The organism is Alphaproteobacteria bacterium LSUCC0719 (genome assembly GCA_040839025.1).
In the GTDB taxonomy this organism is placed as follows: Bacteria; Pseudomonadota; Alphaproteobacteria; order Puniceispirillales; family Puniceispirillaceae; genus UBA8309.
Genome location: JBFPJN010000005.1, coordinates 206,804 through 230,835, shown reverse-complemented (window position 1 = coordinate 230,835; position 24,032 = coordinate 206,804). Strand labels below are relative to the sequence as shown.

Below are 24,032 nucleotides of genomic sequence, written 5' to 3'. Positions count from 1 at the left end.
CCACCCTGGCGGGTCAGACGGCTCAGAACAGGCCTGGTGTCGTGATTTCGTCATCGGGGGCCGCACGCACAGAACTTCCCGGCACATCGATCAATGTGCCGCCGGGGCGCTGGCCTGGCTTGAACACCTCGAAAATGGCGTTCTCCTGGTTGGGAAGCGCGCGTTCACCGGTCTCGACATTCACCGGAATGATGGTGATACCGCTTGGGCGACGGAACGGAATGACGGGTTTGCCGGCCTGTGCAGCGGCAATGAAATCACCAAAGATCGGCACCGCGACGGTTGATCCCGTCTCGCTCTTGCCAAGCTGGCGCGGTGTGTCATAGCCGACAAACACCCCGACCGCGAGATCCGGTGTGAATCCGATGAACCAGCCATTGGTATTGTCATTTGTGGTTCCCGTCTTGCCGGCAATGGTCAGGTTCAGATCGGCAATACGTCGTCCTGTGCCGCGTTTGATAACCCCTTCCAGCATCGACACCATCTGAAAGGCGGATGCCGGCGATGTCAGCTGTTCGCGCGTATCGGCAAGCGTTGGAATATCCTGGCCTGCCCAGCCTGTATCGACACGGCACGCATCGCACTCCCGCGCGTCATGCCGGTAGATTGTCTGGCCGTGACGGTTCTGGATCCGGTCGATCAGACTTGGGGTGATCTTCTTGCCGCCATTGACAAGCATGCCATAGGCCGAGGTCAGCCTGAGCAATGTCGTCTCTCCGGCTCCCAGCGACATCGACAGCAATGGTGGCAGATCCTGGTTCAGCCCGAATTTCCGGGCGTAGGTCTGGATCTCCTCCATGCCAAGGCTCATCGCGAGGCGCGCTGTCATCAGGTTGCGCGATTTCTCGATGCCAACGCGCATGATCGACGGTCCGTAGAACCGGCGTGTATAGTTGGCCGGCTTCCATTTCGGCTTGCCGGCCCCCTGATCAACCACAAGCGGGGCGTCAAGAATACGGGTCGTCGGGTTATAGCCCTGATCCAGCGCCGCCAGATAGACAAAGGGCTTGAATGCCGATCCCGGCTGGCGGTTCGCCTGCACCGCCCTGTTGAATTCCGAGTCGCCGTAACTGTATCCGCCACTCATCGCCAGCAGCCGCCCGGTATGCGGGTCAAGGGCGACAATGGCCCCTTCGACAAGCGGCCGCTGCGACAGCGACATGTCGCCGGGCCCGGGTTCAAACCCGTCGCGGATCAAATCCGGTGTGGCTGTCGGCGGCTGCACCATCACGATATCCCCGGCGGCCAGCGCATCGCGCAGATCCTTCAGCGGCGGCGGCCTTACACCATCCTCGCGCCGCGGGGGATAGGCCCAGAAGGCCAGCTCAAAGGGAATGCGGGCCTGCCGCCCATCGACATAGATGTCGGCATGCCGGTTGGTGACCGCGGTTACCAGCGCGGCGAAATGATTGTCCGGCATTTTGCTCTGATGCCCGGCAAGGATCTCGTCGATGTCACCTTCGCCGGCATGGCTGCCAATCGGGCCGCGCCATCCCTGGCGTCGGTCAAGCGCCTCGAGGCCGCGTTCAAGCGCCATCCGCGCCGCCATCTGCAACTCCGGATCGAGCGTTGTGCGCACCGACAATCCGCCGGTGTAGAGCATCTCCTCGCCAAACATCGCGACCACCTCGCGCCGCACTTCCTCGGCAAAATAGGGCGCGTCGGTGGAATCAAATCCACCTTGCCGGGCGACTGTCAAAGGCACGGCAACAGCCTGTATCCGCTCGGCTTCGGTGATAAAGCCATTCTGCTGCATTTCACCGAGAACCCAGTCCCGGCGGATGGTGGCCGACCGGGTGCGACGTGTCGGATGATAATTCGACGGCGCCTTTGGCAGCGCCGCGAGATAGGCCATCTCTTCGAGTGTCAACTGATCAAGCGGCTTGTCGAAATAGTTCAGCGCCGCCGCCGCCACACCATAGCTTCCCTGGCCAAGATAGATTTCGTTCAGATACAGCGCCAGGATCTGATCCTTGGTAAAGGCCCGTTCCATCCGCAGGGACAGGATGGCCTCCTTGATCTTGCGGTCGATCGATACCTCATTGGTCAGCAGGAAATTCTTCGCCACCTGCTGGGTAATCGTCGACGCGCCAATCGGACGACGTCCGGTGCCGTAATTCATCACATTGGTTACAACGGCCCGAAGCAGGGCCCGCGGATCAACCCCGAAATGCGCGTAAAAGGCCTTGTCCTCGGCCGACAGAAACGCCTGGATAAGACGCGGTGGCATGGCTTCGACAGGCATGAAAACACGCTTCTCACGGGCATGTTCGGCGATCAGCGCGCCATTGCCGGCATGAATGCGGGTGGCAACCGGTGGTTCATATTCGGCCAGCTGATGATAATCGGGAAGACCCTTGCCATAGGTCCAGAAGACCCACAGCACACCCCCCGTCGCCGCAACCGTGCCAAGAAACAGCAGGCTGAACAGCACCGACACCAAGCCGATAAACCGTCTGTAGAAAGGCTTGCGACGCTTGGCTTGCACCGTATCGGTCAGGGCAATCGCCGCACCGTCATCATGGCTGCCTGCGGCATCATCCGGTCTGTTGTCGGTCACCTTTTCCGTCATTCCCGCGGACCATACTCATCAAGATAGGCGACAATCGCCTTGGCCAGTCTCTTTGCCAGTTTGGTACGATATTCGGCCGTCTTCAGATTTGCCTCGTCCCGCCGGTTCGTGATGAATCCCATTTCAACCAGAACCGAGGGCATGTCGGGAGCCTTTAACACGGCAAATCCGGCAAAACGATGGCCCCTTCTGTCGCCGCCCGGCATATCGCGGACCTGTTGCAGGATGGCGCTTGCCAGATAGGTCGACTGATTCATCGATTCACGTTGAAACATGCGCAGCAATTCATCGCCAACTTCCGGATCCTCGACAGCCAGATCCGGCCCCCCGATGAGGTCGGCCCGGTTTTCATTCCTTGCCAGCAATTCAGCTTCCTTGTCCGACGCCGTATCGGACAAGGTGAAGACGGAAATGCCATTCGCCTTGCTGGATGGCGCGGCATCGGCATGCAGTGAAATGAATATATCCGCCTGCTGCTGGCGTGCGAGATTGATCCGCTGGCGAAGCTTCAGATACCGGTCATCCGCCCGCGACAGGATTGGCCGGACCACCCCGGTCGCCTCCAGCTGCCGCGCCAGTTCCTTGGCAGCGGCAAGTGTGATCTGCTTTTCCGGCGTTCTGGTTGTGCCGATAGCGCCGGGATCCTTGCCGCCATGGCCGGCATCAATGAACACCGTCCATGCCGGTCCGCCGGACGGCTTGGCGGCCTTTGACGGTGCCTGTGACCTTGTCGGTTGCGATGATGCGGCGGGCGCTGCCGTCACCGATGGCGGCTTGCTGCCGGACACCGCTGATGAGGATGCATCGTCGTAATTGTGAAACCCCTCGCGCGCCAGCGTCTTTGCCGCCACCTGAAATCCTGTCAGCCCCGTATCGGCAAGGTCAAAGACAAGCCTGTGGCCACGTCCATTATCAGCCGCAAGCGCGAAGCGCCGAACCGGCGCGGCGGGGGCGCTCAACTCGACAACCACCCTGCCCGTCTGCGGGTCGGGCCTGCCAAAGCGATAGGCTGTTGCCGGCGCGCTGCCGACTTTGCCGCTTGTTGGTACACCGTCCACGCGCCAGCCGGCATCGGGGATGTCGACGACAAATCTATAGGGATCAGCCAGCAGGGTCAGGCGCGCCGGCACCGGCCTGTCGGTTTCGATCACCACACGAAGCGCCTGCTGGCCGTTTATCTCCACGCCACCGATCCGCAGGCCGGTGATGGCAGTGTCCGCAGCCTGAACAACGGATGACACCAGAAGCAGGGCGGTAAAAACCGCAAGGCCCAGCAGGCGTGAGATATGGCAGAAGCTGTTTAACGTCACTCTGGTCTCAGCTCCCGGTCGCGCGCTCAATGGCAGGTGCCCCGATGGCACCAGGGGGCATAATGTATCTTATTGGCATTTTGCTTTTTGGGTGTATATAGTCAACCTAGCAGTGAACGGATTCACTGGCGCGCGACCTTACCAGCACTGGAAACGCTGATCAGGTCCTCGAGAGCAAACACGGCGCCCAGTTACCCGGTCACATCGCGACAGAAGTATCCCTCGGGCTATACCGCCCCGAGCAGCTATGCCAGACCAGATCAAAAGTCCCGCGGCTGCCGGCTTGTGCGACAGGTGCCCGTACCAGTTTATGAACCTTTCGTGGGACCACACCATGACCTATCCAACCCCGCAAACCCTGTCGATGGCTTCATGCCGGACAGGAATTCTGCGTGAGGGTGGCCATGATATGCCCGCGATGCAACATTCCCCACATCGTCAGAAAGTGATGCGCTCTTTGCGATCTCTGGCAATTGGGGCCGAAAAGAGACCTATACATGACCAAGCGATTACTTATCGATGCCAGGCAGTCCGAAGAAACACGGGTTGTCCTGCTCAGCGGCACCCGGATTGAGGATTTTGACTACGAGACCGAAAACCGCAAGCAACTTAAAGGCAATGTGTATCTGGCGCGCGTGACGCGCGTCGAACCCTCGCTGCAGGCGGCGTTCGTCGAATATGGCGGCAATCGCCAGGGCTTTCTGGCCTTCAGCGAAATTCATCCCGATTATTATCGGATCCCGATCGAGGACCGCGAGGCCATCGTCCAGGCCGAACGTGACACCGACAGCGACGAGGATGGCGCGCAGGAATCCGACGGCGCGCCCGAAACCGTTGGCGGCGAGGATGCGGACGAAGAAGAGATCAGGCCACGCCGCCAGGTCCGCAGATACAAAATCCAGGAAGTTGTGTCGCGCAAGCAGATCATGCTGGTGCAGGTCGTCAAGGAGGAACGTGGCAACAAGGGCGCCGCGCTGACGACCTATCTGTCGCTGGCCGGTCGGTACTGTGTGCTGATGCCAAACTCGACACGCCGCGGCGGCGTCAGTCGCAAGATCACCAATGTCGCCGACCGAAAGCGACTGAAGACCATCGTTGGCGGGCTGGACGTTCAGGATGGCGTTGCCGTCATCGTGCGCACAGCCGGCGCCAAACGGACCAAGACCGAGATTGCCCGCGACTATGCCTATCTGTCGAAATTGTGGGATGACATCCGCACCACGACGATGGAATCGCAGGCTCCAAGCCTGATCCATGAGGAAGGCGATCTGGTGAAGCGCTCGATCCGCGACCTGTATACGAGCGAGGTTGACGAAGTGCTTGTCGAGGGCGAGGACGCCTATAAACAGGCCCGCGCCCAGATGAAGATGCTGATCCCAAGCCATGTGAAACGTGTGCAGAAATATGAAGACACCCTGCCGATCTTCCAGCGCTATCAGGTCGAACAGCAGATGGACACGATCCACAGCCCGCAGGTGACGTTGAAATCCGGCGGCTATCTTGTCATCAACCAGACCGAAGCGCTTGTCGCCATCGATGTCAATTCGGGACGGTCCACGCGCGAGCGCAATATCGAGGAAACCGCGCTGAAGACAAACCTCGAGGCAGCCGATGAACTGGCGCGCCAGCTTCGTCTTCGCGATCTGTCGGGCCTTATTGTCGTCGATTTCATCGACATGGAAGACAACAAGAACCAGCAGGCTGTCGAACGCCGGATGAAGGATGCGATGCGCAATGACCGGGCGCGGATCCAGATCGGATCAATCAGCCATTTCGGTCTGCTGGAAATGTCACGCCAGCGGTTGCGGATCAGTTTCAATGAATCGATCAGTTCGGTATGTCCGCATTGCGAAGGCTCCGGCAGGGTCAGATCAGTCGAAACTGCCGCATTGCAGATGCTGCGGGTAATCGAGGACGAAGCCTCCAAGGGCCGGATGGATGAACTTCGGATCACCATCAACAGCGATGTCGCGCTGTATATTCTGAACCACAAACGCGATGCGATCAGCGCCTTGGAAGCCCAGTTCGGAATGCGGATCGTGATCCTGGCCGGCGACAGAATGATCGCCACCGAACATGAAGCTGAGCGGATCGGCTTTCAGGGCAACAACAATAACAACAACAACCGGAAGGTGGTAAAGCCCGTCAAGAAGGACACTGCCCAGGCCGAAAGTGACGACGAGGACGCACCCGAGGGGTCCGACGAGGACACAACCGAGGATGATCAGCCGAAACGTCGCAAGCGGGGTCGTCGTGGTGGCCGCCGGCGGCGGCGGCGTGGTGGCGAGGCTGGCGACAATGCCGTCGAGGCGGGATCGCCGGACGAGGCTGCCGGCACTCCGGCCAATGATGACGACCCTGCGTCTGCAGACGGCGTAGATGCCGGATCCGATGCGTCGTCCGAGGATGGCGACAGCAACACAGGCGACAGCAACACCGGCGACAGCAACACCGGCGACAGCAAAACCGACGACAGCAACACCGGCGACAAGGCCCAGACCGAGACCAGAGGCAGGTCACGCGGCAGGTCGCGAGGACGCCGCAAGGCCAACGCCGTCGCGGTTGAGGCCGGGAATGGTGAAGACGCCGCCGCTGCCGCATCGGAAAACACATCTGATGACGCCGCGCCGGAAGACACCGATGCACAGGCCAAGCCAAAGCGGCGCACGCGCAAGAAGGCTGCCAAACCGGATGAGACGCCGGCCGAGGACATCGCGGCAGACGAGACAGACAGCGCCGCAACTGCGGAGTCGTCTCCGGCCAAGAAGACCACGCGCGCAAAAGCCGCAAAGTCGGCTGGCACCGCCAAGAAAAAGACCGCCAAGAAAGCTGCCAAGAAGGCGGCCAAGCCGAAGGCATCTGCGGCAAAGGCATCTGCCGACGAGACATCTGCCGACGAGAAACCGGTCATCGAGACACCGCGGGCGGCGATCAGCTCGGCCCCGCAGGATGTCATCGAGGTTGGCGAGGCCGACCCGTCAACCAAGCGCAAGGGATGGTGGAACCGCGGCTGACAAGGCCACCCTTTTTATTGCGATGCAAGAAACCCTGGAAGCCAGTCGTTGATCCTGCGGCTGGCTTCTTTCATATCTTCGGTGCTGCCGGCAAAGGACAGGCGAAGATGCCGGTGGCCCTGTTCCTGGTCGAAATCAACGCCCGGCGTGCAGGCCACATGCGCCTCGCGCAGCATGGCGTCTGCCAGCACCATCGAGTCCGGCGTTTTCATGCCAAGGTTGCTGATATCCGCATACAGGTAGAACGCGCCCTCCGACGGCGCCGGATTGCCAAGCAATTCATCCGGAAGACCACGGATCAGCACGTCGCGGTTCACTCTGTAACGTTCGACATGCCGGTCAAGCAGGGCATAATCGTCAAAGGCGGCCATCGCCCCTGCCTGCATCGGGCGTGGCGGGCTGATATAGAGATTCTGCGCCAGACGTTCGACCGTTTCCAGCAGATCCTGCGGAAATACCGCCCAGCCGACGCGCCAGCCTGTCATGCAGAAATATTTCGAGAAGGAATTCACGATGATCGCACTGTCACTGTATGACAGGGCCGTTCCCGGCCGCGCCCCGAAGGTCAACCCGTGATAGATCTCGTCCATGATCAGACGAACACCGTTCTGATGACACCATTCACAGACCGCCTTCACCTCGTCATCGGACATCACCACGCCGGTTGGATTGGCCGGACTGGCAAGCAGGATGCCGTCGGGAAGCGGTGCCCCGGTCGCCGCCAGCGCGTCAAGACTGGGAATCCAGCCATCATCGGCACGCGCCGGAAGCAGCATCGGCTCAATCCCCAAGGCCAGCATCAGATTGCGATATGCCGGATAGCCGGGCGTTGCCAGGGCGATGCGGTCACTCCGGTCGAAGGCGGCCAGAAACGCCAGCGCAAAGCCAAGCGATGATCCCGGGGTGACAACAACCCGATCCGGATCAGCCTCGACGCCGTAAAAATCCCTATAATGCGCCGCAATGCGGCGGCGCAGGGACAGATCGCCAAGCGCCAGCGAATAGCCGTGGGTCGAGGTCTGTGACAGGGCTGTTGTCAGCGCCCGGTTCACCGCGGCGGATGGTGGTGTCGACGGCTGACCCACCTCGAGATGGATCACATCCGCCCCGGTCGCCTCGACCTGGCTTGCGGCGTTCATGACGGCCATGGCCAGAAATGCGGGAACCGAATTTGTCGAGGTCGTCTTCAGCGGCATGTCGTGGCCATCCATACTGGCGTGAACGTGATGCAGCGTGATATCAGATACGCCGTCAAAGTGCCACAAATGTGCGATAATGACGGCACCAGTTGGAAGCGAAGGATGGAAACCCATGGTCAGCCTGTTCAGAACCGGAAGGGCAAACGCCATTGCCCGGCGTCTGAAAGGCCGTGCCGTCGATATGTTAACCATTGCTGTTGTGGCGACGGGACTTGCCATTCTGGGCAGCACCCCCGGATCGGCAGGCATGATCCGCGATACCGAGATCGAGGCCGGGCTGCGTGATCTTCTGGAACCACTTGAGGTTGCGGCGGGCTATCAGGCGGGCAGCGTCGATGTGCGTGTCATACTCGACCCCAGCTACAACGCATTCGTTGCCGGCAGGAAATTGATCTATTTTCATTCCGGGCTGATCGTCGACGCATCCTCGCCGCTTGAAGTCATCGGCGTGATGGCGCACGAGCTTGGCCACATCACGGAAGGCCATGTTCAACGGATCAGCGATGAACTGCAGCAGGCCAGTGGCGCTGCGGCGCTTGCCACAGTGGCAGCCATTGCCGTTGCCGCGGGTGGTGGCGGTGATGCCGCCGCCGGCGTTCTGATCGGGGGAAATGACCACGCCGCGCGCGGCTTTCTTGCCGCACGTCGCCGGGCCGAGGCTGTCGCCGATGAGATCGGCATGCAATTGCTGGAGGATACCGGCATGTCTGCGGTCGGCCTTCGCGATCTGATGCAGCGCCTTGCCCGTCAACGAAGTCTTCCCGAAAGCCGTCAATCATCCTATTACACCACGCATCCCGGTGCCGCAGAGCGGTTGCAGGCCTTTCAGGACCATGTAAACCAGTCACCGCATAGCGATAATGTGGCACCCCCGGATGCCGTCGCGCTGTTTGAACGTGTCAAAGCCAAGATGATTGCCTGGACCGAAACCCCGCAACGGGTAAAGTCACTGGCGGCCGATCAGGCTCCGGATGAAACTATTGCTTCCTATATGCGCGCCATCGCTGATTACCGCCGCGGCGATCTTCCATCAGCCCTGTCGACCATGGACGCCTTGATCGCCGTACAGCCTGACGATCCGTATTTCCACGAATTCCGGGGGGACATCCTGTTTGCGCTGGCCCGCCCCGGCGATGCCGCGATGGCCTATGAACAGGCGCTGCAACGCCGACCGGCAAGCGCGCTGATTCTGGTCAATCTGGGACGGGCGCTGATTGCGCGTGGCGGTGAAACCGATCTTCAGCGCGCCATTACAGCACTGAAGGCCGCCCAGGATGAGGAATCGGACTGGGCCTTTCTGCACCGTCAATATGGCATTGCGCTTGGCAGATCGGGACGTATTGCCGAAGCTGACCTCGCCCTTGCCAACGAAGCCATTCTCCTGAATGACGGCGCGCGAGCCACACAGCTTGCACGCCGCGTCATGGACATGGAAGGACTTGATCCGGTGTTGCACCGACGCGCCAGTGATATTGTCTTCCGCTATGGCAAGGACTAACCGCAGGAAAGCGTCCTTGGCGCTAGGCAAAGCTGTCGACGGTTGGTATATGTTGCCGCGACGCCACACCGGGAGCTGTATCGACATGATCCGTCATCTAGCCAGACTGACCGTCCGCCTCATGGCCGCGCTCTGCGTTACCTTCGCAGCCAGCCTGCCAGCCACAGCGGACATCAAGGATGTCGACCGCGCGACGCTGAACGAGATGATCGGCGACTATATTCGCGCCAATCCGGAAGTTGTTCGCGAAGCCCTGCTTGCGCTTGCCGAGCGGGAGGATGCGGCGCGGCGCGAACAGGCGATGTTCATTCTGAAAAGCGACGATGGCGATCCGTTCATCGGTAACCCGGACGCCAGCTTTGTGATCTATGAATTCAGCGATTACAATTGTGGCTATTGCAAGCGGGTTTTCAAACCGTTGCAGGACCTTGTGGCCGAGGATGGTGACATCAAGCTTGTCATCAAGGAATTCCCGATCCTGAGCGAGTCATCATTGCTGGCCGCGCAGGCCGGCATCGCAGCACAGGCCCAGGGCGTGTTCGAGGATTTCCACATCGCCATGATGACAGCCCGCGGCGCGATCTCGATGGACAGCATTCTGGCGGCGGCAAAATCGGCAGGTGCCGATCTGGACAGGCTGCAGGCAGATATGAAAGGGCCGGCGGTGGAAGCAATCATCACGCGAACCCGTGCCGCCGCGCAGCAGCTTGAAATCTCCGGCACACCGGGCCTTGTGATTGGCCGTCAGGTTATCCCGGGGGCGATCAGCCTCGATCAGATGCGTGATATCGTTGCCGCCGAACGCGCTGCGGACAGTTGAAACGCGCGCCACGCATAGCAGGAATTTTACAATGACGGATCCGATGAACATTCTGGTCATTAACGGGCCAAACCTGAACATGCTGGGCACGCGCGAGCCCGAGATCTATGGCTCCGACACGCTGGCCGACATGGAGGCAACATGCCGCGCGATCTGCGAGGCTGAAGGGGCTGGATTGGACTGGATGCGGTCAAACAGCGAAGCCGAAATCGTGACCACGATCCACCAGGCTGTCGGCACCGCCGACTGGATCGTGATCAACGCCGGCGCGCTGACCCATACCTCGGTCGCGCTGCGCGACGCGCTGGGACTGTTCCCAGGTCGGAAGATCGAGGTACACCTTTCTAATATTCACAAGCGCGAAAGCTTCCGGCATCATTCGATGATCTCGGCGGTGGTTGACGGCGTTGTGCTTGGCTTTGGTCGCATGTCATATGTCATGGCGATCAGGGGCATTCTGGAAATGACTAGGGAGACTGGATAGATGGCAAAGGGCCCAAAGACAGCGGGCACGGGTGATACGGCGCTCGTCAAGGCACTGGCGGATATTTTGGATGAGGCCGGGCTGGCTGAACTCGAATATGAAACGGCCGACCTTTCGGTCAGGCTTTCGCGGGTTGCCGGCGCGTCCGCTCCCGCCCCGGCCGTTGCGCCCGTCGCGCCCGTTGCCGCCCCGGCAGCAGCAGCACCCGCAGCTGCGCCAGCCGCCGCACCGGCTGCCGATCCGGCATCGCATCCGGGTGCCGTGACCTCGCCGATGGTTGGCACGGCCTATATCGCGCCGGAACCCGATGCGCCAGCCTTTGTCAGCGTTGGTGACGCCGTCAAGAAAGGCCAGACGATCCTGATCGTGGAAGCCATGAAGGTGATGAATCCGATCACCGCACCGGCGGACGGCAAGGTAACCCAGATCATGGTTCAGAACGGCCAGCCGGTTGAATTCGGCGAAGTGCTGGTCGTTATCGAGTGATGTTCAAGAAAATCCTCATAGCCAACCGGGGTGATGTGGCACTTCGCGTTCTGCGTGCCTGCCAGGAACTGCAAATCCCCAATGTCGTTGTGCATTCGACAGCCGACGCCGATTCGATGCCGGTCCGGCTTGCCGACGAATCCGTCTGTATCGGGCCGCCCTCGAGCGCCGATTCCTATCTCAACATTGCCTCGATCATCACGGCCGCCGGAATCACCGGCGCAGATGCCGTTCATCCCGGTGTCGGCTTTCTTGCCGAGAACGCCGATTTCGCCGAGATTGTTGCCGCACATGGCCTGACCTTTATCGGACCCGAACCGCGCCACATCAGATCAATGGGCGACAAGGTCGAGGCCAAGATCACGGCTGCCGAAGCCGGCTTGCCGCTTGTTCCCGGATCCCCCGGTGCGGTGCCGACGATTGACGAAGCGCGCCGTATCGGCGCCACTGTCGGATATCCATTGCTGGTCAAAGCCGCGTCAGGCGGCGGTGGTCGCGGGATGAAGGTGGCCGAAACCGAAGCCAATCTTGCCGAAGCCTTCAGTTCGGCCCGGTCCGAAGCCAAGGCGGCCTTTGGCGACGACACGGTCTATCTTGAACGCTATCTTGGCCAGCCGCGCCATATCGAAGTGCAGGTGATTGCCGACAGCCACGGCAATGTCGTGCATCTTGGCGAACGGGAATGTTCGATCCAGCGACGCCACCAGAAGCTGTTCGAGGAAGCGCCTTCACCGGCGCTCAGTCATGAACAGCGGGCGGAAATCGGTGGCATCGCGGCCGAAGCCACCCGCCGCATGGGCTATCTCGGCGTCGGGACGATGGAATTCCTTTATGAGAATGGCGAATTCTTCTTCATCGAGATGAATACCCGCCTGCAGGTTGAACATCCCATCACCGAAGCCATCACCGGTGTCGATCTTGTCCGCGAGCAGATCAGAATCGCCGCCGGCATGCCGTTGTCCTTCACGCAGGAAGACATCACATTCACCGGCCATGCCATCGAATGCCGGATCAATGCCGAACATCCGGAAACCTTCATGCCGACACCGGGGCGGGTCACCGCCTATCATGCTGCCGGCGGGCCCGGGATTCGCGTTGATTCCTGTCTTTATGCCGGCTATTCCGTACCCCCCTATTATGACAGCCTGATTGCGAAGCTGATCGTCTATGGCGATGACCGGGCGCACTGCCTGTCGCGACTGAAACGGGCCTTGCAGGAATTTGTGGTCGAGCCGATCCCGACGACGCTGACGCTGCATGGACGGCTTGTCGATGCGCCGGCAGTCATTGACGGCAGCTATAATATCCGGTGGCTTGAGGAGCATTTCCTGGGTGATGGGGACAGCTGACACCGCTTGCGGCCCCCACAACCATCAGGCGAGATGACAATGGCTGAACGCTTCGCCTTCTCACCCGAAACGCTGATCAAGGCCTATTCGCTCGGCGTCTTTCCGATGGCCGACAGTGCCGACAGCAAGGACATCAAATTCTACGACCCAGATGTGCGGGCGCTGATTCCCCTGGCCTGGCACGAAGGCGCGCGCCACGAATTCCATCTGCCGCGTCGCCTTGCCCGAACGGTGCGACAGCGGCGTTTCACGGTCACCATCGATACAGATTTCCCGGCAGTGATCGATCAATGTGCCGCGCTGGGGGATGGCCGCAGGGAAACCTGGATCAACCGCGACATCCGGCAACTCTATATCGCGCTTCATCGACTCGGCTTTGCACATTCGATCGAGGTGTGGCGGGATGAAAAGCTGGTTGGCGGGCTGTATGGTGTGGCGCTGCGGGCCGCCTTCTTCGGCGAATCGATGTTCTCGCGCCAGACAGATGCCTCGAAAGTTGCTCTGGTACATCTGGTCGCGCGGCTTCGTGCCGGTGGCTTCCACCTTCTCGACGCGCAATTCACGAATGACCATCTGCAGCAGTTCGGCATTCATGAGATCAGCCGCGACCAGTTCCAGCGCCGACTGCAGCGCGCCCTTGGTGCCGCCGCGACATTGCAGCTGGACACGCCAAGCGATGTTCTTGTGGCCAGGATGCTGGATCCGGAAGACGCGGACTGACCGCCGCTACGGATCGGATTTGCAGCTGAGCAGCGTCAGGTCATAAACCGGATGTTCCATCGCCGACACCGCCGGGCTGGACGCAAACATCCAGCCCGTGAACACAGCGCGTGGTGCCCTGTCCCGGTCATGGCCATTATCCACCACCTCCAGAAATGCCGCATCCTCCGGCGGCTCCTCCGGCGGGTGAAAGGCGCATCGCCGGACCGTCACGCTCAGCGTGCCGAAATCAACAGCTTCATCAAGCGGAACGCGCAAAGTCGAGATTCGCGCGGTGATCTTGTCGAGAGCCTGGATTGTCGCCACCCGGCCCTCTACCCAGCTGGCCGCGGCAGTTCCGGTCAAAGCAACAACCCATAGGGCAACAACCGATAGGGCAACAACCCATACCGCAACAAGGGCTGTGAACCGGTCAGGACGGGTCATTGCCCCCCGCAAATACAGCCTTGCCAAGAAGGTCGGTCAGGCTGACCGGATCGCGCGTATCATAGATAATCTCGCCGGGCTGGAGCATCTCTTCATCAGCACCCGGCATCAATTCCAGATAATTGCCGCCAAGCAGCGAGGCCGCGGTAATCCGCGCGCTGCTGTCGGCCGGGATCTGGATTCGCTTGTCTAGCGACATCACGATTCGCGCGGCATAGGTCACGGGATCGAGTTCCTGGCGGGTGATTCGCCCAACCTTGATTCCGGATATGCGCACATCATCACCAACCGCCAGCCCGCCGGTAGCGCCAAATTCGGCTTCGATTTCATAGCCGTCACCACCTTGTATATCGGCTGCCTCATAGGCCACGGACATAAAGACAACAGCTGTCAGAAGCACCACGGCTCCCATGATAATTTCAAGCGTGTTTCTTTGCATCCCGGCCTCTCGTCAATCTGCGTCGGTCCAATCTGCGTCGCTCAGGGGCGTCAAGCCGCCACTCAAACCGGACTCCACGGTTCGTAGTCGCCGGTCGCCGGCGCGCGTTTGCCGCCCTTCAGCACATGCCCTGCGGGACGATGCGCAAATTTCGTGCCGGTGGTGTTCGGCATGTGATCCTGCTGCCAGTCATGGCGATGATAGCCGCCTTCGGGCGGTGGGCTGTCCTCGGTATGGTGAAGCCAGCCATGCCAGTCGGCCGGCACCTTCGATGCCTCGACCATCCCATTATACCGAACATAGCGGCGCGGCGGTTTGCCGGGGCGCGCCTTGCGTTCTTCATAATACCGATTGCCGAATTCATCGGCTCCGATGAACCGCGCCTTGAAATGGAGGTGAAGTCTTGTGACGATATCCATGCTCTGGAAACTTTCTCGTGTGGCACCCGGCCCTCGTCGCCACCATCCCGCAGCGGGAACCATGACAGGGCATGGACGGTAATATAGGCCCGCGCCATGCCCCTCGTCCAGTGGCAGCAGAGCGGAATCGGTCGCGGGATGCGTCATGCCGTCACAACCTGTGCGCGAAACACCTGCAATTCATATTCTCAAGATTCTGGCAAGGCAATTTTTTGACCAAATGACAAATTTGTGACTTGTTCCCACACTTCAACATCATGTAGCTTAACCCGGTCGACACCACAAAATCTGGTAAATTTTACCGTCGACGCCCAAAAAAACGATCGAAATCAACCACTAACCGTCAACCCCTGAGATGGTTCGCAAAGACAGATTCTAGAGGCCATATAAATGCAGTTCCAAAGACGTTTCACCATTTCCGGGTCCGCCCCCTTCGCCGCCATCGAATTCCGTTTTGCCTCGAGTGAAATCCGCAATCCTGACGGTACCATCGTTTTCCAGGCCGAGAATGTCGAGGTGCCCGTGCAGTTCTCGCAGGTGGCGACGGACATCATGGCGCAGAAATATTTCCGCAAGGCCGGCATTCCCGCGAAACTGAAGCGCGTCGAGGAAAGCTCCGTTCCGTCCTGGCTGTGGCGCTCCGTTCCTGACGACAAGGCGCTTGCCAAGCTGCCCGAGGAAGAGCGGTTTGTCGGCGAAACATCGACCAAGCAGGTCTTCAACCGTCTTGCCGGCACCTGGACCTATTGGGGATGGAAGGGTGGTTATTTCACCACCGAGGAAGATGCCCGCACCTATTATGACGAGATGTGCCACATGCTGGCGGCGCAGATGGCCGCGCCGAACTCGCCACAATGGTTCAACACCGGTCTGCATTGGGCCTATGGCATCGACGGGCCGAGCCAGGGACATTTCTATGTCGATTTCGAAACCGGCAAGCTGACCCGTTCGACAGGCGCCTACGAGCATCCGCAGCCGCATGCCTGCTTCATCCAGTCGGTAAATGACGATCTGGTGAATGAGGGCGGCATCATGGATCTGTGGGTTCGCGAGGCACGTTTGTTCAAATATGGCTCCGGCACCGGTTCGAACTTCAGCCGCATTCGCGGTGAAGGCGAGAGCCTGTCGGGCGGTGGCAAGTCTTCGGGCCTGATGAGCTTCCTGCGGATCGGTGATCGCGCCGCCGGGGCCATCAAGTCGGGCGGCACGACCCGCCGCGCGGCAAAGATGGTCACCGTCGATGTCGACCATCCGGATATCGAGAATTATGTCGACTGGAAGGTCATCGAAGAGCAGAAGGTGGCGGCTCTTGTCGCCGGCTCAAAGCTGGCGCAGCGCCACATGGGCGAAGTCATGGCTGCCTGCCAGGACGAAACGCTGGATGGTGACGACAGGTTCGACCCGCGCCAGAACAAGGCGCTGAAGAAAGCCATTTTCGCCGCCCGCGCGGTGATGATTCCCGAAAACTATGTCCAGCGCGTGATCCAGTTTGCGCGTCAGGGCTACACCGAAATCGAATTCAAGACCTATGACACCGACTGGGACTCCGAAGCCTATCTGACAGTTGCCGGCCAGAATTCGAACAATTCGGTCCGCGTCAGCAATGAATATCTGCAGGCGGTTCTTGACCAGGGCGACTGGGAACTGATCCAGCGCCGCGACAATGGCGTTGCCAAGCGGATCAAGGCTGCCGATCTGTGGGAAAAGATCGCCTATGCCGCATGGGCCTGTGCCGATCCGGGGCTGCAATATGACAGCACCATCAATGAATGGCACACCTGCCCGGAAGGCGGACGAATCAACGCCTCCAACCCCTGCTCGGAATATATGTTCCTTGACGACACGGCCTGCAATCTTGCGTCGCTGAACCTGATGCAGTTCCGCAACGCCGATGGCAGTTTCGACATTCCGGCATTCGAGCATGCCTGCCGGTTCTGGACCCTGACCCTGGAAATCTCGGTTTTGATGGCCCAGTTCCCGTCGCGTGAAATTGCCCAGCTGTCCTATGAATACCGGACACTTGGCCTCGGCTTTGCCAATATCGGCGGTCTGCTGATGGCGCAGGGTCATTCCTATGACAGTGACGAGGGGCGCGCGATCTGTGGCGCAATCTCGGCCATCATGACCGGCATTTCCTATGCCACATCGGCCGAAATCGCGAGTGAGGTTGGCCCGTTCCCGCAATACAAGAAAAACGCCAAGCACATGCTGCGGGTGATGAAGAACCATCGCCTTGCCGCGCATGGCAAGACAACAGGCTATCGCGGCCTTACCATCCTGCCGGTGCCGCTTGACCCGACCCCCTGCCCCGACGCCGGCCTGATCGACGCCGCCAAGGCAGCCTGGGACAGCGCGGTCGAGCTTGGCACCAAGCACGGCTATCGCAACGCCCAGTCCACCGTTATCGCGCCGACAGGCACGATCGGTCTGGTCATGGATTGTGACACCACCGGCATCGAGCCTGATTTTGCCATCGTCAAGTTCAAGAAGCTTGCCGGCGGTGGATATTTCAAGATCATCAACCGCGTGGTGCCAGAGGCGCTTGCCAATCTTGGCTACGCACAGGACCAGATCGACGACATCATCAATTATGCCGTCGGGGCCGGAAGCCTGAAGACATGCCAGTCCATCTCGATGAACGCGCTTCGCGACAAGGGATTTGGCGATGCCGAACTCGGCAAGGTCGAGGCCGCGATGGAAAGCGCCTTCGACGTGAAGTTCGCCTTCAACCGGTTCACCCTTGGCGATGATTTCTGTAAGGACACGCTCGGCTTCACCGATGAGCAGCTGAACGATTTCAGCTTCAACATGCTCGAGGCGCTTGGCTTTGACAAGGAGGCCGTCGAGGCTGCCAACCTGCATGTCTGCGGGTCGATGACACTCGAAGGTGCGCCGCATCTGAAAGACGAGCATCTGCCGGTGTTCGACTGCGCGAATGTCTGTGGCCGTCTCGGCAAGCGGTTCCTGTCGGTCGACAGCCACATCACCATGATGGCGGCGGCACAGCCTTTCATCTCCGGGGCGATCTCGAAGACGATCAACATGCCGAACAACGCCACTGTCGAGGAATGCGGCGAGGCCTATATGCTGTCCTGGCGTCTCGGCCTGAAAGCCAACGCGCTGTACCGCGATGGATCGAAGCTCAGCCAGCCCCTGTCTTCGGGTCTTGTCGACGACCTTGAGGAAGACGAGGACACAGCCGCCGCCCTCAACACACCGGTCGCCGCCGCTGCGCCTCAGGTGATCGAAAAGATCGTCGAGCGGATTGTCCATACAGCGGAACGCGAAAAGCTGCCACACCGCCGCAAGGGCTATACCCAGAAGGCAACGGTTGGTGGGCACAAGGTCTATCTGCGGACCGGCGAATATGAGGATGGCCGCATCGGCGAGGTCTTCATCGACATGCACAAGGAAGGCGCGGCCTTCCGGTCACTGATGAACAACTTTGCCATCGCGGTGTCGATCGGCCTGCAATATGGCGTGCCGCTGGAGGAATTTGTCGAGGCCTTCACCTTTACCCGCTTCGAGCCGCAGGGAATCGTCACCGGCAACGACGCCATCAAGATGTCGACCTCGATTCTCGACTACACCTTCCGCGAACTGGCGATCTCCTATCTTGACCGGCATGATCTTGGTCATGTCGATCGTGAAGACCTCGATGTCACGACCACCGGCACCGGCGAAGGCCAGTCCGACCTCGTGAACAAGGTCACCAGCCGCGGCTTCATCCGCAAACAGGGTCTGGTTGTCTATTCCAATGCCGGGTCGGCGGCCACCGCCGCCGCCGCCGCACCAGCCGAAGAACCGGTTGTCACAATGCGCGCCGAAACGCCCGCACCGCAGACGACAGAGGTTGCGGAAACGGCCATCGCCAGCAGCGAGTCACTGGTTGCCGAACGCGTGCAACAGGCGCGGATGCAGGGCTATGAGGGCGAAGCCTGCCCCGAATGCCAGAACTTCACGCTGGTCCGCAACGGCACCTGCCTGAAATGCAACACCTGTGGCGGCACCACGGGCTGCAGCTGATCTCTCCCTGCAGAGCAACCTGCAGACTGGCCCCGCGCTCCGGCGCGGGGCTTTTTCTTTGGGCGGGTTGTGGCGGCAGGGCACACACGGCCAGACACCCAGGGACTTTTCCGTTAACAGGCCGCCGCCACTTGAGTATCATCATACTCCGTTAAGACCGGTATGCTTGTTGTGTTGCACAAAAGCCTCTGGAATCATTCATGTTTTCAGGCTGACAGCTCTCGATTTGCAAAGGTCGGGGGTGCTGTCTATGGTGTGTGTGTCATCACGCAAAAGCCCGCGAAAGCGACCGCTTGTCGGGTCGCTCGCTGAATAGAACACCCTTCCGGGAAATAGGCGGGACTTCGCTTTCGCGCAGTTGTGTGATGACCGGCCTGACGCCAGGCCGGCCATGACCGTGCCCTGTGTTTTGCCAGAATTCGATCAACGAGCCGGAGGGGGATGCCATGCATCCTGCCGCGACATGCCTGTGGATGACCGCCATGCTTGTGCTGTGCGGCTGTGCGAATGACACCGCAATCCATGACGCGATGAGGGACGAGGTTCCTGTTTGTATTTTTACCGATCCGTGGACCGCGCCACCATGCGGTGTCGATGGGGACAGCGCGGCCCAGATGCAGCTGTTGATGGACAGCATCAGATGGCATCGTGAGGCCATTGATCGTGAGGCGCTGTGGCCGTTCATGGGGCCATAGGCCGGTGATCAACCATCGCGAATTTGGTTTGAATAGCTGAAACCGCTGTGCCAGTCTGACGCCGAAGCCAGTCTTCTGTGGACCAGTCTTTTGTGGAAAGGACATCACCTATGGCCAACAAAATCGACGCCCGCCTTGCCGAGCTGGGAATCACCATCCCCGACGCGCCCGCGCCAGCGGCCAATTACCTGCCCTTTACGGTTACCGGCAATCTGGTCTTTGTGTCGGGACAGGTGCCTTTCGTCGATGGCAAGCTGACGGCGACAGGCCATGTCGGCGGCACCGCAACGGTCGAGGACGGGTACGCGCAGGCACGGATCTGCGCCATCAACCTGATCGCCCAGGTCAAGGTGGCCTGTGGCGGCGATCTGGACCGCGTGCGGCAGGTTGTGAAACTTGGCGGCTTTGTTGCCTCGGCCGCGGATTTCACCGGCCAGCCCGGGGTGATCAACGGTGCCTCCGATCTGATGGTCGAGGTCTTTGGCGATGCCGGCAAGCATGCCAGATTTGCCGTCGGCACCAACACGCTGCCGCTTGGCTGTCTTGTCGAGATCGACGGCATCTTTGAAATCGACTGACGACCTTCTGTCATCATCCTGCCTGGAAAATGTCGCGCCCCCTTGCCAGCGGGGCAGCGATGCGCCATCTCTGGGGGATGGATGGTGACGCTTATACCCTTGACCTTACGCCCTCGATCAGCGCCCTTCCGGCAGCCGACTGGGATCGTCTTGCCGGACCATCCAACCCGTTTGTCAGCCACGCCTTTCTGACGGCGCTCGAAGATGGCGGCGCGGTCGGCGGCGACAGCGGCTGGGACCCGATGCATCTGGTGCTTCGCGATGCCGGGGGCCGCATGATGGCGGCGATGCCGCATTATCTGAAGCATCACTCATATGGTGAATATATCTTCGACCATAGCTGGGCCAACGCCTTCATGCGGGCTGGCGGGACCTATTACCCGAAGATGCTGTCGGCGATCCCCTTTACACCGGCGACCGGGCCCCGGTTCCTGACCGGGGATGCCGCGCCCGATCTGGCGGCCCGGCTTCGCAGCGCGCTGGCCAGCGGCATGACGCAGTATCTGGACAGGTTTGACCTGTCGTCGGCGCATATCAACTTTCTTCCCGAAACTGATACAGCGGCGCTGGCATCCCAGGGCTGGATGATCCGGTCCTCGATCCAGTTTCACTGGCACAATAACGGCTATGACAGCTTTGATGATTTCCTTGCCGCCCTGTCATCACGAAAGCGCAAGAACATCCGCAAGGAGCGCCGTACCGTCGCCGAGGCGGGTGTTCGCCTGCTCAGGCTCAGCGGTGATGACATCACGCCAGCCCATATCGACGATTTCTACCGGTTCTATCTGTCGACCATCGACCGGAAATGGGGCGGTGCCTATCTGACCCGTGATGTGTTCCATCACCTTCGTGACAGCATCGCCGACAGGATGCTGCTGGTGATGGCGGAACATGATGGCCGGATCATTGGCGGGGCGCTGAATTTCATTGGCGGGGACACGCTGTTCGGGCGCAACTGGGGCGCGGATATCGACATTCCCTGCCTGCATTTCGAGGCTTGCTATTATCAGGCCATCGAGTTCGCGATCGAACGGAAACTCGCTGTTGTCGAAGCCGGGGCGCAAGGGTTCCACAAGGTCCAGCGCGGCTATATGCCGATCACCACCTGGTCGGCCCACTGGATCGCGCATGACGGGTTCCGTGCCGCTGTCGAGCGGTTTCTGGATGCCGAACGCCGCGGCATCGACGACGAGAAAAACGCCATCGCGCTGGAAGCCAGCCCGTTCAGGAAAAAATGAGGAATGGCGACGTTATTTGACGATCGCCAGTTTGATTTCGGCCAGATCGGACCTGATGCCGGAAATGTCCCTGTCGAGCGCCTTCACATCACGGTCAAGTGACTTCAAATCCTGGTCCAGCGACTTCAAATCCTGATCCAGCGACTTCAAATCCTGGTCAAGAGACCGCACATCCAGATAAAGCGCCTTCATGTCACGGCTCATGGTTGCCGCCCACCAGATAGCGGCACCAACAAACAGGAACATCGGCCAGACATCCACCAAAGCTTCTATGAACATCATTTCAATGATCCTTTCGGGACCAGTTTCAATGCCGCACAATGGCAATGGCAATGGCAATGGCAATGGCAATGGCAATGGCCATCGCACGCCCATTGATCATACAAAGGGATCATACAAAGGCCACCGGCATTGTGTCAAACCCATGTTTTATTAACGCATTGTAAAAAATACGTTAATTTTGTCTAACGCTCTTCCGGGGCCGGCAATGCCGTGCGCTTGCCGGGAAGCGCGCGTGGCGGTGCTGCCTTGCAGCTGACGGCAATCTTGCCATCCTCGACATCGACAAGCGCCAAACCACCGGAGGCCAGATCGCCAAACAGCAACATGTCGGCCAACGGCTTTTTGATATGTTCCTGCACCACGCGGGCCAGCGGGCGGGCGCCATAATTGCGGTCATAGCCCCGCTCGGCCAGCCAGTCACGGGCCGCGTCCGTCAACTCGATCTCGACATTGCGTTCGGCAAGCTGGGCATCGAGCTGCATGATGAACTTGTCGACAACAAGCCGGATCACGTCGGTGCCAAGAGACGCGAAGGGAATGATGGCGTCGAGACGGTTCCGGAATTCCGGCGTGAACATCTTTTCGATCGCCTCGGCGTCGGCACCCTCGCGATTGTCGCGGTTGAAACCGATTGCCTTTTTCGACAGCTCCTGCGCGCCGGCATTGGTTGTCATGATCAGGATGACATTGCGGAAATCGACAACCTTGCCGTTATTGTCCGTCAGCTTGCCGTGATCCATCACCTGAAGAAGGATATTGAACAGGTCCGGATGCGCCTTTTCGATCTCGTCAAGAAGCAACACCGCATGCGGTGTCTGGTCGACAGCGTCGGTCAGCAATCCGCCCTGGTCAAAACCAACATAGCCCGGCGGTGCGCCGATCAACCGCGACACGGTATGGCGCTCCATATATTCGGACATGTCGAAGCGCATCAGCTTGATGCCAAGCGCCTCGGCAAGCTGGCGTGCCACTTCGGTCTTGCCAACACCGGTCGGGCCGGAGAACAGATAATTGCCGACCGGCTTTTCCGGTTCGCGAAGCCCGGCCCTGGCCAGCTTGATCGCCGAAGCCAGCGCGGTGATTGCCGCGTCCTGGCCAAAGACCAGACGCTTCAGATCATCCTCGAGCGAGGCCAGCGCCACCTTGTCGTCACGGCTGACATGTTTTGGCGGGATCCGCGCCATCGTCGCAATGGTGGCTTCGATCTCTTTCTGCCCGATGGTTACCTTGCGGCGCGAAGGTGGCAGCAGGTTCTGCGCCGCCGCAGCCTCGTCAATGACATCGATGGCCTTGTCGGGAAGCTTGCGATCATTGATATAGCGGGCCGACAGATCGACAGCCGTTTTCAGCGCCGCGCTGGTGAAACGGATCTTGTGATGATCTTCATAGCGGCTCTTCAGGCCGGCCAGAATCTTGATCGTATCCGCGATTGTCGGCTCTATCACATCGATTTTCTGGAACCGGCGCACCAGCGCACGATCCTTTTCAAAATACCCGCGATATTCCTTGTATGTGGTCGATCCGATGCAGCGAAGCGTGCCCTCCTGAAGCGCCGGCTTCAACAGGTTGGAGGCGTCCATCGCGCCGCCGGATGTGGCACCGGCGCCAATGACGGTATGAATTTCGTCGATGAACAGAATGGCATTGTCGTCATCCTGAACCGCCTTTACCACGGCCTTCAGCCGCTCTTCAAAATCGCCGCGATAGCGCGTGCCGGCCAGAAGCTGCCCCATATCAAGGGCGTAGATGACGGCGTTCGACAACACATCCGGCACCTCGCCATTATGGATTCGCAGCGCAAGCCCTTCGGCAATTGCGGTCTTGCCAACGCCCGGATCGCCAACATAGAGCGGGTTGTTCTTGGTCCGGCGGCACAGCACCTGAATGGTCCGGTCGACTTCGCGGTCGCGTCCAATCAGCGGGTCGATGCGTCCTGCCGAGGCCTTGGCAATAAGATCGACGGCATACTGGCTGAGCGGATCCTGACCTTCGGCCTCACCGCCCTCGACCTCTTTGGACTCCTGCGTGCCGCTGCCACCATTGCCCTCGGCGCCGTGGCTGATGAAGGTCACCGCATCAAGGCGGGTCATATTCATCGATTTCAGGAACCAGACAGCATGGCTTTCCCGTTCCGAGAAAATCGCCACAAGAACATTGGCGCCGGTTGCCACTTCGCGCCCGGATGACTGGGTATGGATGATGGCGCGCTGGATGACGCGCTGGAAGCTGGCGGTCGGTTGAACATCAGCCTGGCCATTCGCGCTGACGATCGAGGCAAGTTCATTTTCTATGAAATCCGACAGGCGGGTCCGAAGCTCGTCAATATCCACATTACAGGCCGACAGCACCTCGAGCGCGTCACTGTCCTCGGTCAAGGCAAACAGCAGATGTTCCAGAGTGGCGAATTCGTGGCTGTGCGATGTGGCCGTACTCATCGCCCGGCGCAGCGTTTCCTCAAGCTCACGTGACAACATCTC

General features: G+C 59.9%; 19 protein-coding genes. 11 read left to right on the top strand and 8 right to left on the bottom strand.

The genetic code is table 11. From position 1 onward, the window contains the following. Nucleotides 1-22: 22 nt before the first annotated feature. Entirely contained in the window at nucleotides 23-2,560 is a 2,538-nt protein-coding gene (locus AB3X55_10940; protein ID MEX0504101.1) for a penicillin-binding protein 1A, read from the bottom strand. 8 nt (nucleotides 2,561-2,568) lie between these two features. Continuing rightward, a complete protein-coding gene (locus AB3X55_10935) occupies nucleotides 2,569-3,882 on the bottom strand; it encodes an N-acetylmuramoyl-L-alanine amidase (GenBank protein MEX0504100.1) in 1,314 nt (437 codons plus the stop codon). Nucleotides 3,883-4,379: 497 nt separating this feature from the next. On the opposite strand from AB3X55_10935, the gene AB3X55_10930 reads away from it, so the two are divergent. Then, complete coding sequence (locus AB3X55_10930; GenBank protein MEX0504099.1) at nucleotides 4,380-6,896, top strand: Rne/Rng family ribonuclease; 2,517 nt, start codon at nucleotides 4,380-4,382, stop codon at nucleotides 6,894-6,896. A gap of 14 nt (nucleotides 6,897-6,910) precedes the next feature. Here AB3X55_10930 and AB3X55_10925 read toward each other — a convergent pair whose 3' ends face one another. Further along, nucleotides 6,911-8,245: a pyridoxal phosphate-dependent aminotransferase gene (locus AB3X55_10925; protein ID MEX0504098.1), complete on the bottom strand. Its 1,335-nt coding sequence runs from the start codon at nucleotides 8,243-8,245 to the stop codon at nucleotides 6,911-6,913. Here AB3X55_10925 and AB3X55_10920 point away from each other — a divergent pair. The 6 genes from AB3X55_10920 (at nucleotide 8,208) to aat (ending at nucleotide 13,452) form a co-directional block, all read left to right on the top strand. Beyond that, nucleotides 8,208-9,593, top strand: coding sequence for a M48 family metalloprotease (locus AB3X55_10920; protein ID MEX0504097.1), 1,386 nt, complete (start codon nucleotides 8,208-8,210; stop codon nucleotides 9,591-9,593). The genes AB3X55_10925 and AB3X55_10920 overlap by 38 nt on opposite strands. A gap of 85 nt (nucleotides 9,594-9,678) precedes the next feature. Further along, nucleotides 9,679-10,413, top strand: coding sequence for a DsbA family protein (locus tag AB3X55_10915; GenBank protein ID MEX0504096.1), 735 nt, complete (start codon nucleotides 9,679-9,681; stop codon nucleotides 10,411-10,413). Between the two features lie 43 nt (nucleotides 10,414-10,456). After that, a complete protein-coding gene (aroQ, locus tag AB3X55_10910) occupies nucleotides 10,457-10,897 on the top strand; it encodes a type II 3-dehydroquinate dehydratase (protein ID MEX0504095.1) in 441 nt (146 codons plus the stop codon). Then, nucleotides 10,898-11,383: an acetyl-CoA carboxylase biotin carboxyl carrier protein gene (accB, locus tag AB3X55_10905; protein ID MEX0504094.1), complete on the top strand. Its 486-nt coding sequence runs from the start codon at nucleotides 10,898-10,900 to the stop codon at nucleotides 11,381-11,383. It begins immediately after the preceding gene. After that, nucleotides 11,383-12,732 carry an acetyl-CoA carboxylase biotin carboxylase subunit gene (gene accC, locus AB3X55_10900; protein MEX0504093.1) on the top strand — a complete coding sequence of 450 codons (1,350 nt, stop codon included), beginning with the start codon at nucleotides 11,383-11,385 and terminating at the stop codon, nucleotides 12,730-12,732. The genes accB and accC overlap by 1 nt, the downstream gene beginning before the upstream one ends. Nucleotides 12,733-12,771: 39 nt before the next feature. Next, entirely contained in the window at nucleotides 12,772-13,452 is a 681-nt protein-coding gene (aat, locus tag AB3X55_10895) for a leucyl/phenylalanyl-tRNA--protein transferase (GenBank protein MEX0504092.1), read from the top strand. A 6-nt stretch (nucleotides 13,453-13,458) separates the two neighbouring features. Here aat and AB3X55_10890 read toward each other — a convergent pair whose 3' ends face one another. The 3 genes from AB3X55_10890 to AB3X55_10880 all read right to left on the bottom strand — a co-directional run bounded on the left by AB3X55_10890 (nucleotide 13,459) and on the right by AB3X55_10880 (nucleotide 14,883). Continuing rightward, nucleotides 13,459-13,878, bottom strand: a complete 420-nt coding sequence (locus AB3X55_10890) for a DUF2155 domain-containing protein (GenBank protein MEX0504091.1) — start codon at nucleotides 13,876-13,878, stop codon at nucleotides 13,459-13,461. Beyond that, the gene (gene mlaD / locus AB3X55_10885) at nucleotides 13,865-14,317 is read right to left on the bottom strand and encodes an outer membrane lipid asymmetry maintenance protein MlaD (protein ID MEX0504090.1); all 453 of its coding nucleotides are present in this window, start codon (nucleotides 14,315-14,317) and stop codon (nucleotides 13,865-13,867) included. Before mlaD ends, AB3X55_10890 begins: the two co-directional genes overlap by 14 nt. Before the next feature lie 62 nt (nucleotides 14,318-14,379). Further along, a complete protein-coding gene (locus AB3X55_10880) occupies nucleotides 14,380-14,883 on the bottom strand; it encodes an NADH:ubiquinone oxidoreductase subunit NDUFA12 (protein ID MEX0504089.1) in 504 nt (167 codons plus the stop codon). 243 nt (nucleotides 14,884-15,126) lie between these two features. Between AB3X55_10880 and AB3X55_10875 the strand changes: the two genes are divergently transcribed. The 4 genes from AB3X55_10875 (at nucleotide 15,127) to AB3X55_10860 (ending at nucleotide 21,273) form a co-directional block, all read left to right on the top strand. Beyond that, nucleotides 15,127-18,762, top strand: a complete 3,636-nt coding sequence (locus AB3X55_10875) for a vitamin B12-dependent ribonucleotide reductase (GenBank protein ID MEX0504088.1) — start codon at nucleotides 15,127-15,129, stop codon at nucleotides 18,760-18,762. A gap of 446 nt (nucleotides 18,763-19,208) precedes the next feature. Next, on the top strand, nucleotides 19,209-19,457 hold the full coding sequence (locus tag AB3X55_10870; GenBank protein ID MEX0504087.1) for a hypothetical protein: 249 nt from the start codon (nucleotides 19,209-19,211) through the stop codon (nucleotides 19,455-19,457). 110 nt (nucleotides 19,458-19,567) lie between these two features. Then, entirely contained in the window at nucleotides 19,568-20,035 is a 468-nt protein-coding gene (locus tag AB3X55_10865) for a RidA family protein (protein ID MEX0504086.1), read from the top strand. Between the two features lie 29 nt (nucleotides 20,036-20,064). Beyond that, nucleotides 20,065-21,273, top strand: coding sequence for a GNAT family N-acetyltransferase (locus AB3X55_10860; protein ID MEX0504085.1), 1,209 nt, complete (start codon nucleotides 20,065-20,067; stop codon nucleotides 21,271-21,273). A 12-nt stretch (nucleotides 21,274-21,285) separates the two neighbouring features. Here the strand turns inward: AB3X55_10860 and AB3X55_10855 are convergent, their stop codons facing one another. After that, nucleotides 21,286-21,555, bottom strand: a complete 270-nt coding sequence (locus AB3X55_10855; GenBank protein ID MEX0504084.1) for a hypothetical protein — start codon at nucleotides 21,553-21,555, stop codon at nucleotides 21,286-21,288. 182 nt (nucleotides 21,556-21,737) lie between these two features. Further along, nucleotides 21,738-24,029 carry an ATP-dependent Clp protease ATP-binding subunit ClpA gene (gene clpA, locus AB3X55_10850; protein ID MEX0504083.1) on the bottom strand — a complete coding sequence of 764 codons (2,292 nt, stop codon included), beginning with the start codon at nucleotides 24,027-24,029 and terminating at the stop codon, nucleotides 21,738-21,740. Between the last annotated feature and the right edge of the window lie 3 nt (nucleotides 24,030-24,032).

Bases quoted from the DNA above. Each gene is read 5' to 3' on its own strand.
- AB3X55_10930 (MEX0504099.1), top strand. From the start codon at position 4,380: ATGACCAAGCGATTACTTATCGATGCCAGGCAGTCCGAAGAAACACGG.
- AB3X55_10920 (MEX0504097.1), top strand. From the start codon at position 8,208: ATGGTCAGCCTGTTCAGAACCGGAAGGGCAAACGCCATTGCCCGGCGT.
- AB3X55_10925 (MEX0504098.1), bottom strand. From the start codon at position 8,245: ATGGCGTTTGCCCTTCCGGTTCTGAACAGGCTGACCATGGGTTTCCAT.
- AB3X55_10915 (MEX0504096.1), top strand. From the start codon at position 9,679: ATGATCCGTCATCTAGCCAGACTGACCGTCCGCCTCATGGCCGCGCTC.
- aroQ (MEX0504095.1), top strand. From the start codon at position 10,457: ATGAACATTCTGGTCATTAACGGGCCAAACCTGAACATGCTGGGCACG.
- accB (MEX0504094.1), top strand. From the start codon at position 10,898: ATGGCAAAGGGCCCAAAGACAGCGGGCACGGGTGATACGGCGCTCGTC.
- accC (MEX0504093.1), top strand. From the start codon at position 11,383: ATGTTCAAGAAAATCCTCATAGCCAACCGGGGTGATGTGGCACTTCGC.
- aat (MEX0504092.1), top strand. From the start codon at position 12,772: ATGGCTGAACGCTTCGCCTTCTCACCCGAAACGCTGATCAAGGCCTAT.
- AB3X55_10890 (MEX0504091.1), bottom strand. From the start codon at position 13,878: ATGACCCGTCCTGACCGGTTCACAGCCCTTGTTGCGGTATGGGTTGTT.
- mlaD (MEX0504090.1), bottom strand. From the start codon at position 14,317: ATGCAAAGAAACACGCTTGAAATTATCATGGGAGCCGTGGTGCTTCTG.
- AB3X55_10880 (MEX0504089.1), bottom strand. From the start codon at position 14,883: ATGACGCATCCCGCGACCGATTCCGCTCTGCTGCCACTGGACGAGGGG.
- AB3X55_10875 (MEX0504088.1), top strand. From the start codon at position 15,127: ATGCAGTTCCAAAGACGTTTCACCATTTCCGGGTCCGCCCCCTTCGCC.
- AB3X55_10870 (MEX0504087.1), top strand. From the start codon at position 19,209: ATGCATCCTGCCGCGACATGCCTGTGGATGACCGCCATGCTTGTGCTG.
- AB3X55_10865 (MEX0504086.1), top strand. From the start codon at position 19,568: ATGGCCAACAAAATCGACGCCCGCCTTGCCGAGCTGGGAATCACCATC.
- AB3X55_10860 (MEX0504085.1), top strand. From the start codon at position 20,065: ATGTCGCGCCCCCTTGCCAGCGGGGCAGCGATGCGCCATCTCTGGGGG.
- AB3X55_10855 (MEX0504084.1), bottom strand. From the start codon at position 21,555: ATGATGTTCATAGAAGCTTTGGTGGATGTCTGGCCGATGTTCCTGTTT.
- clpA (MEX0504083.1), bottom strand. From the start codon at position 24,029: ATGTTGTCACGTGAGCTTGAGGAAACGCTGCGCCGGGCGATGAGTACG.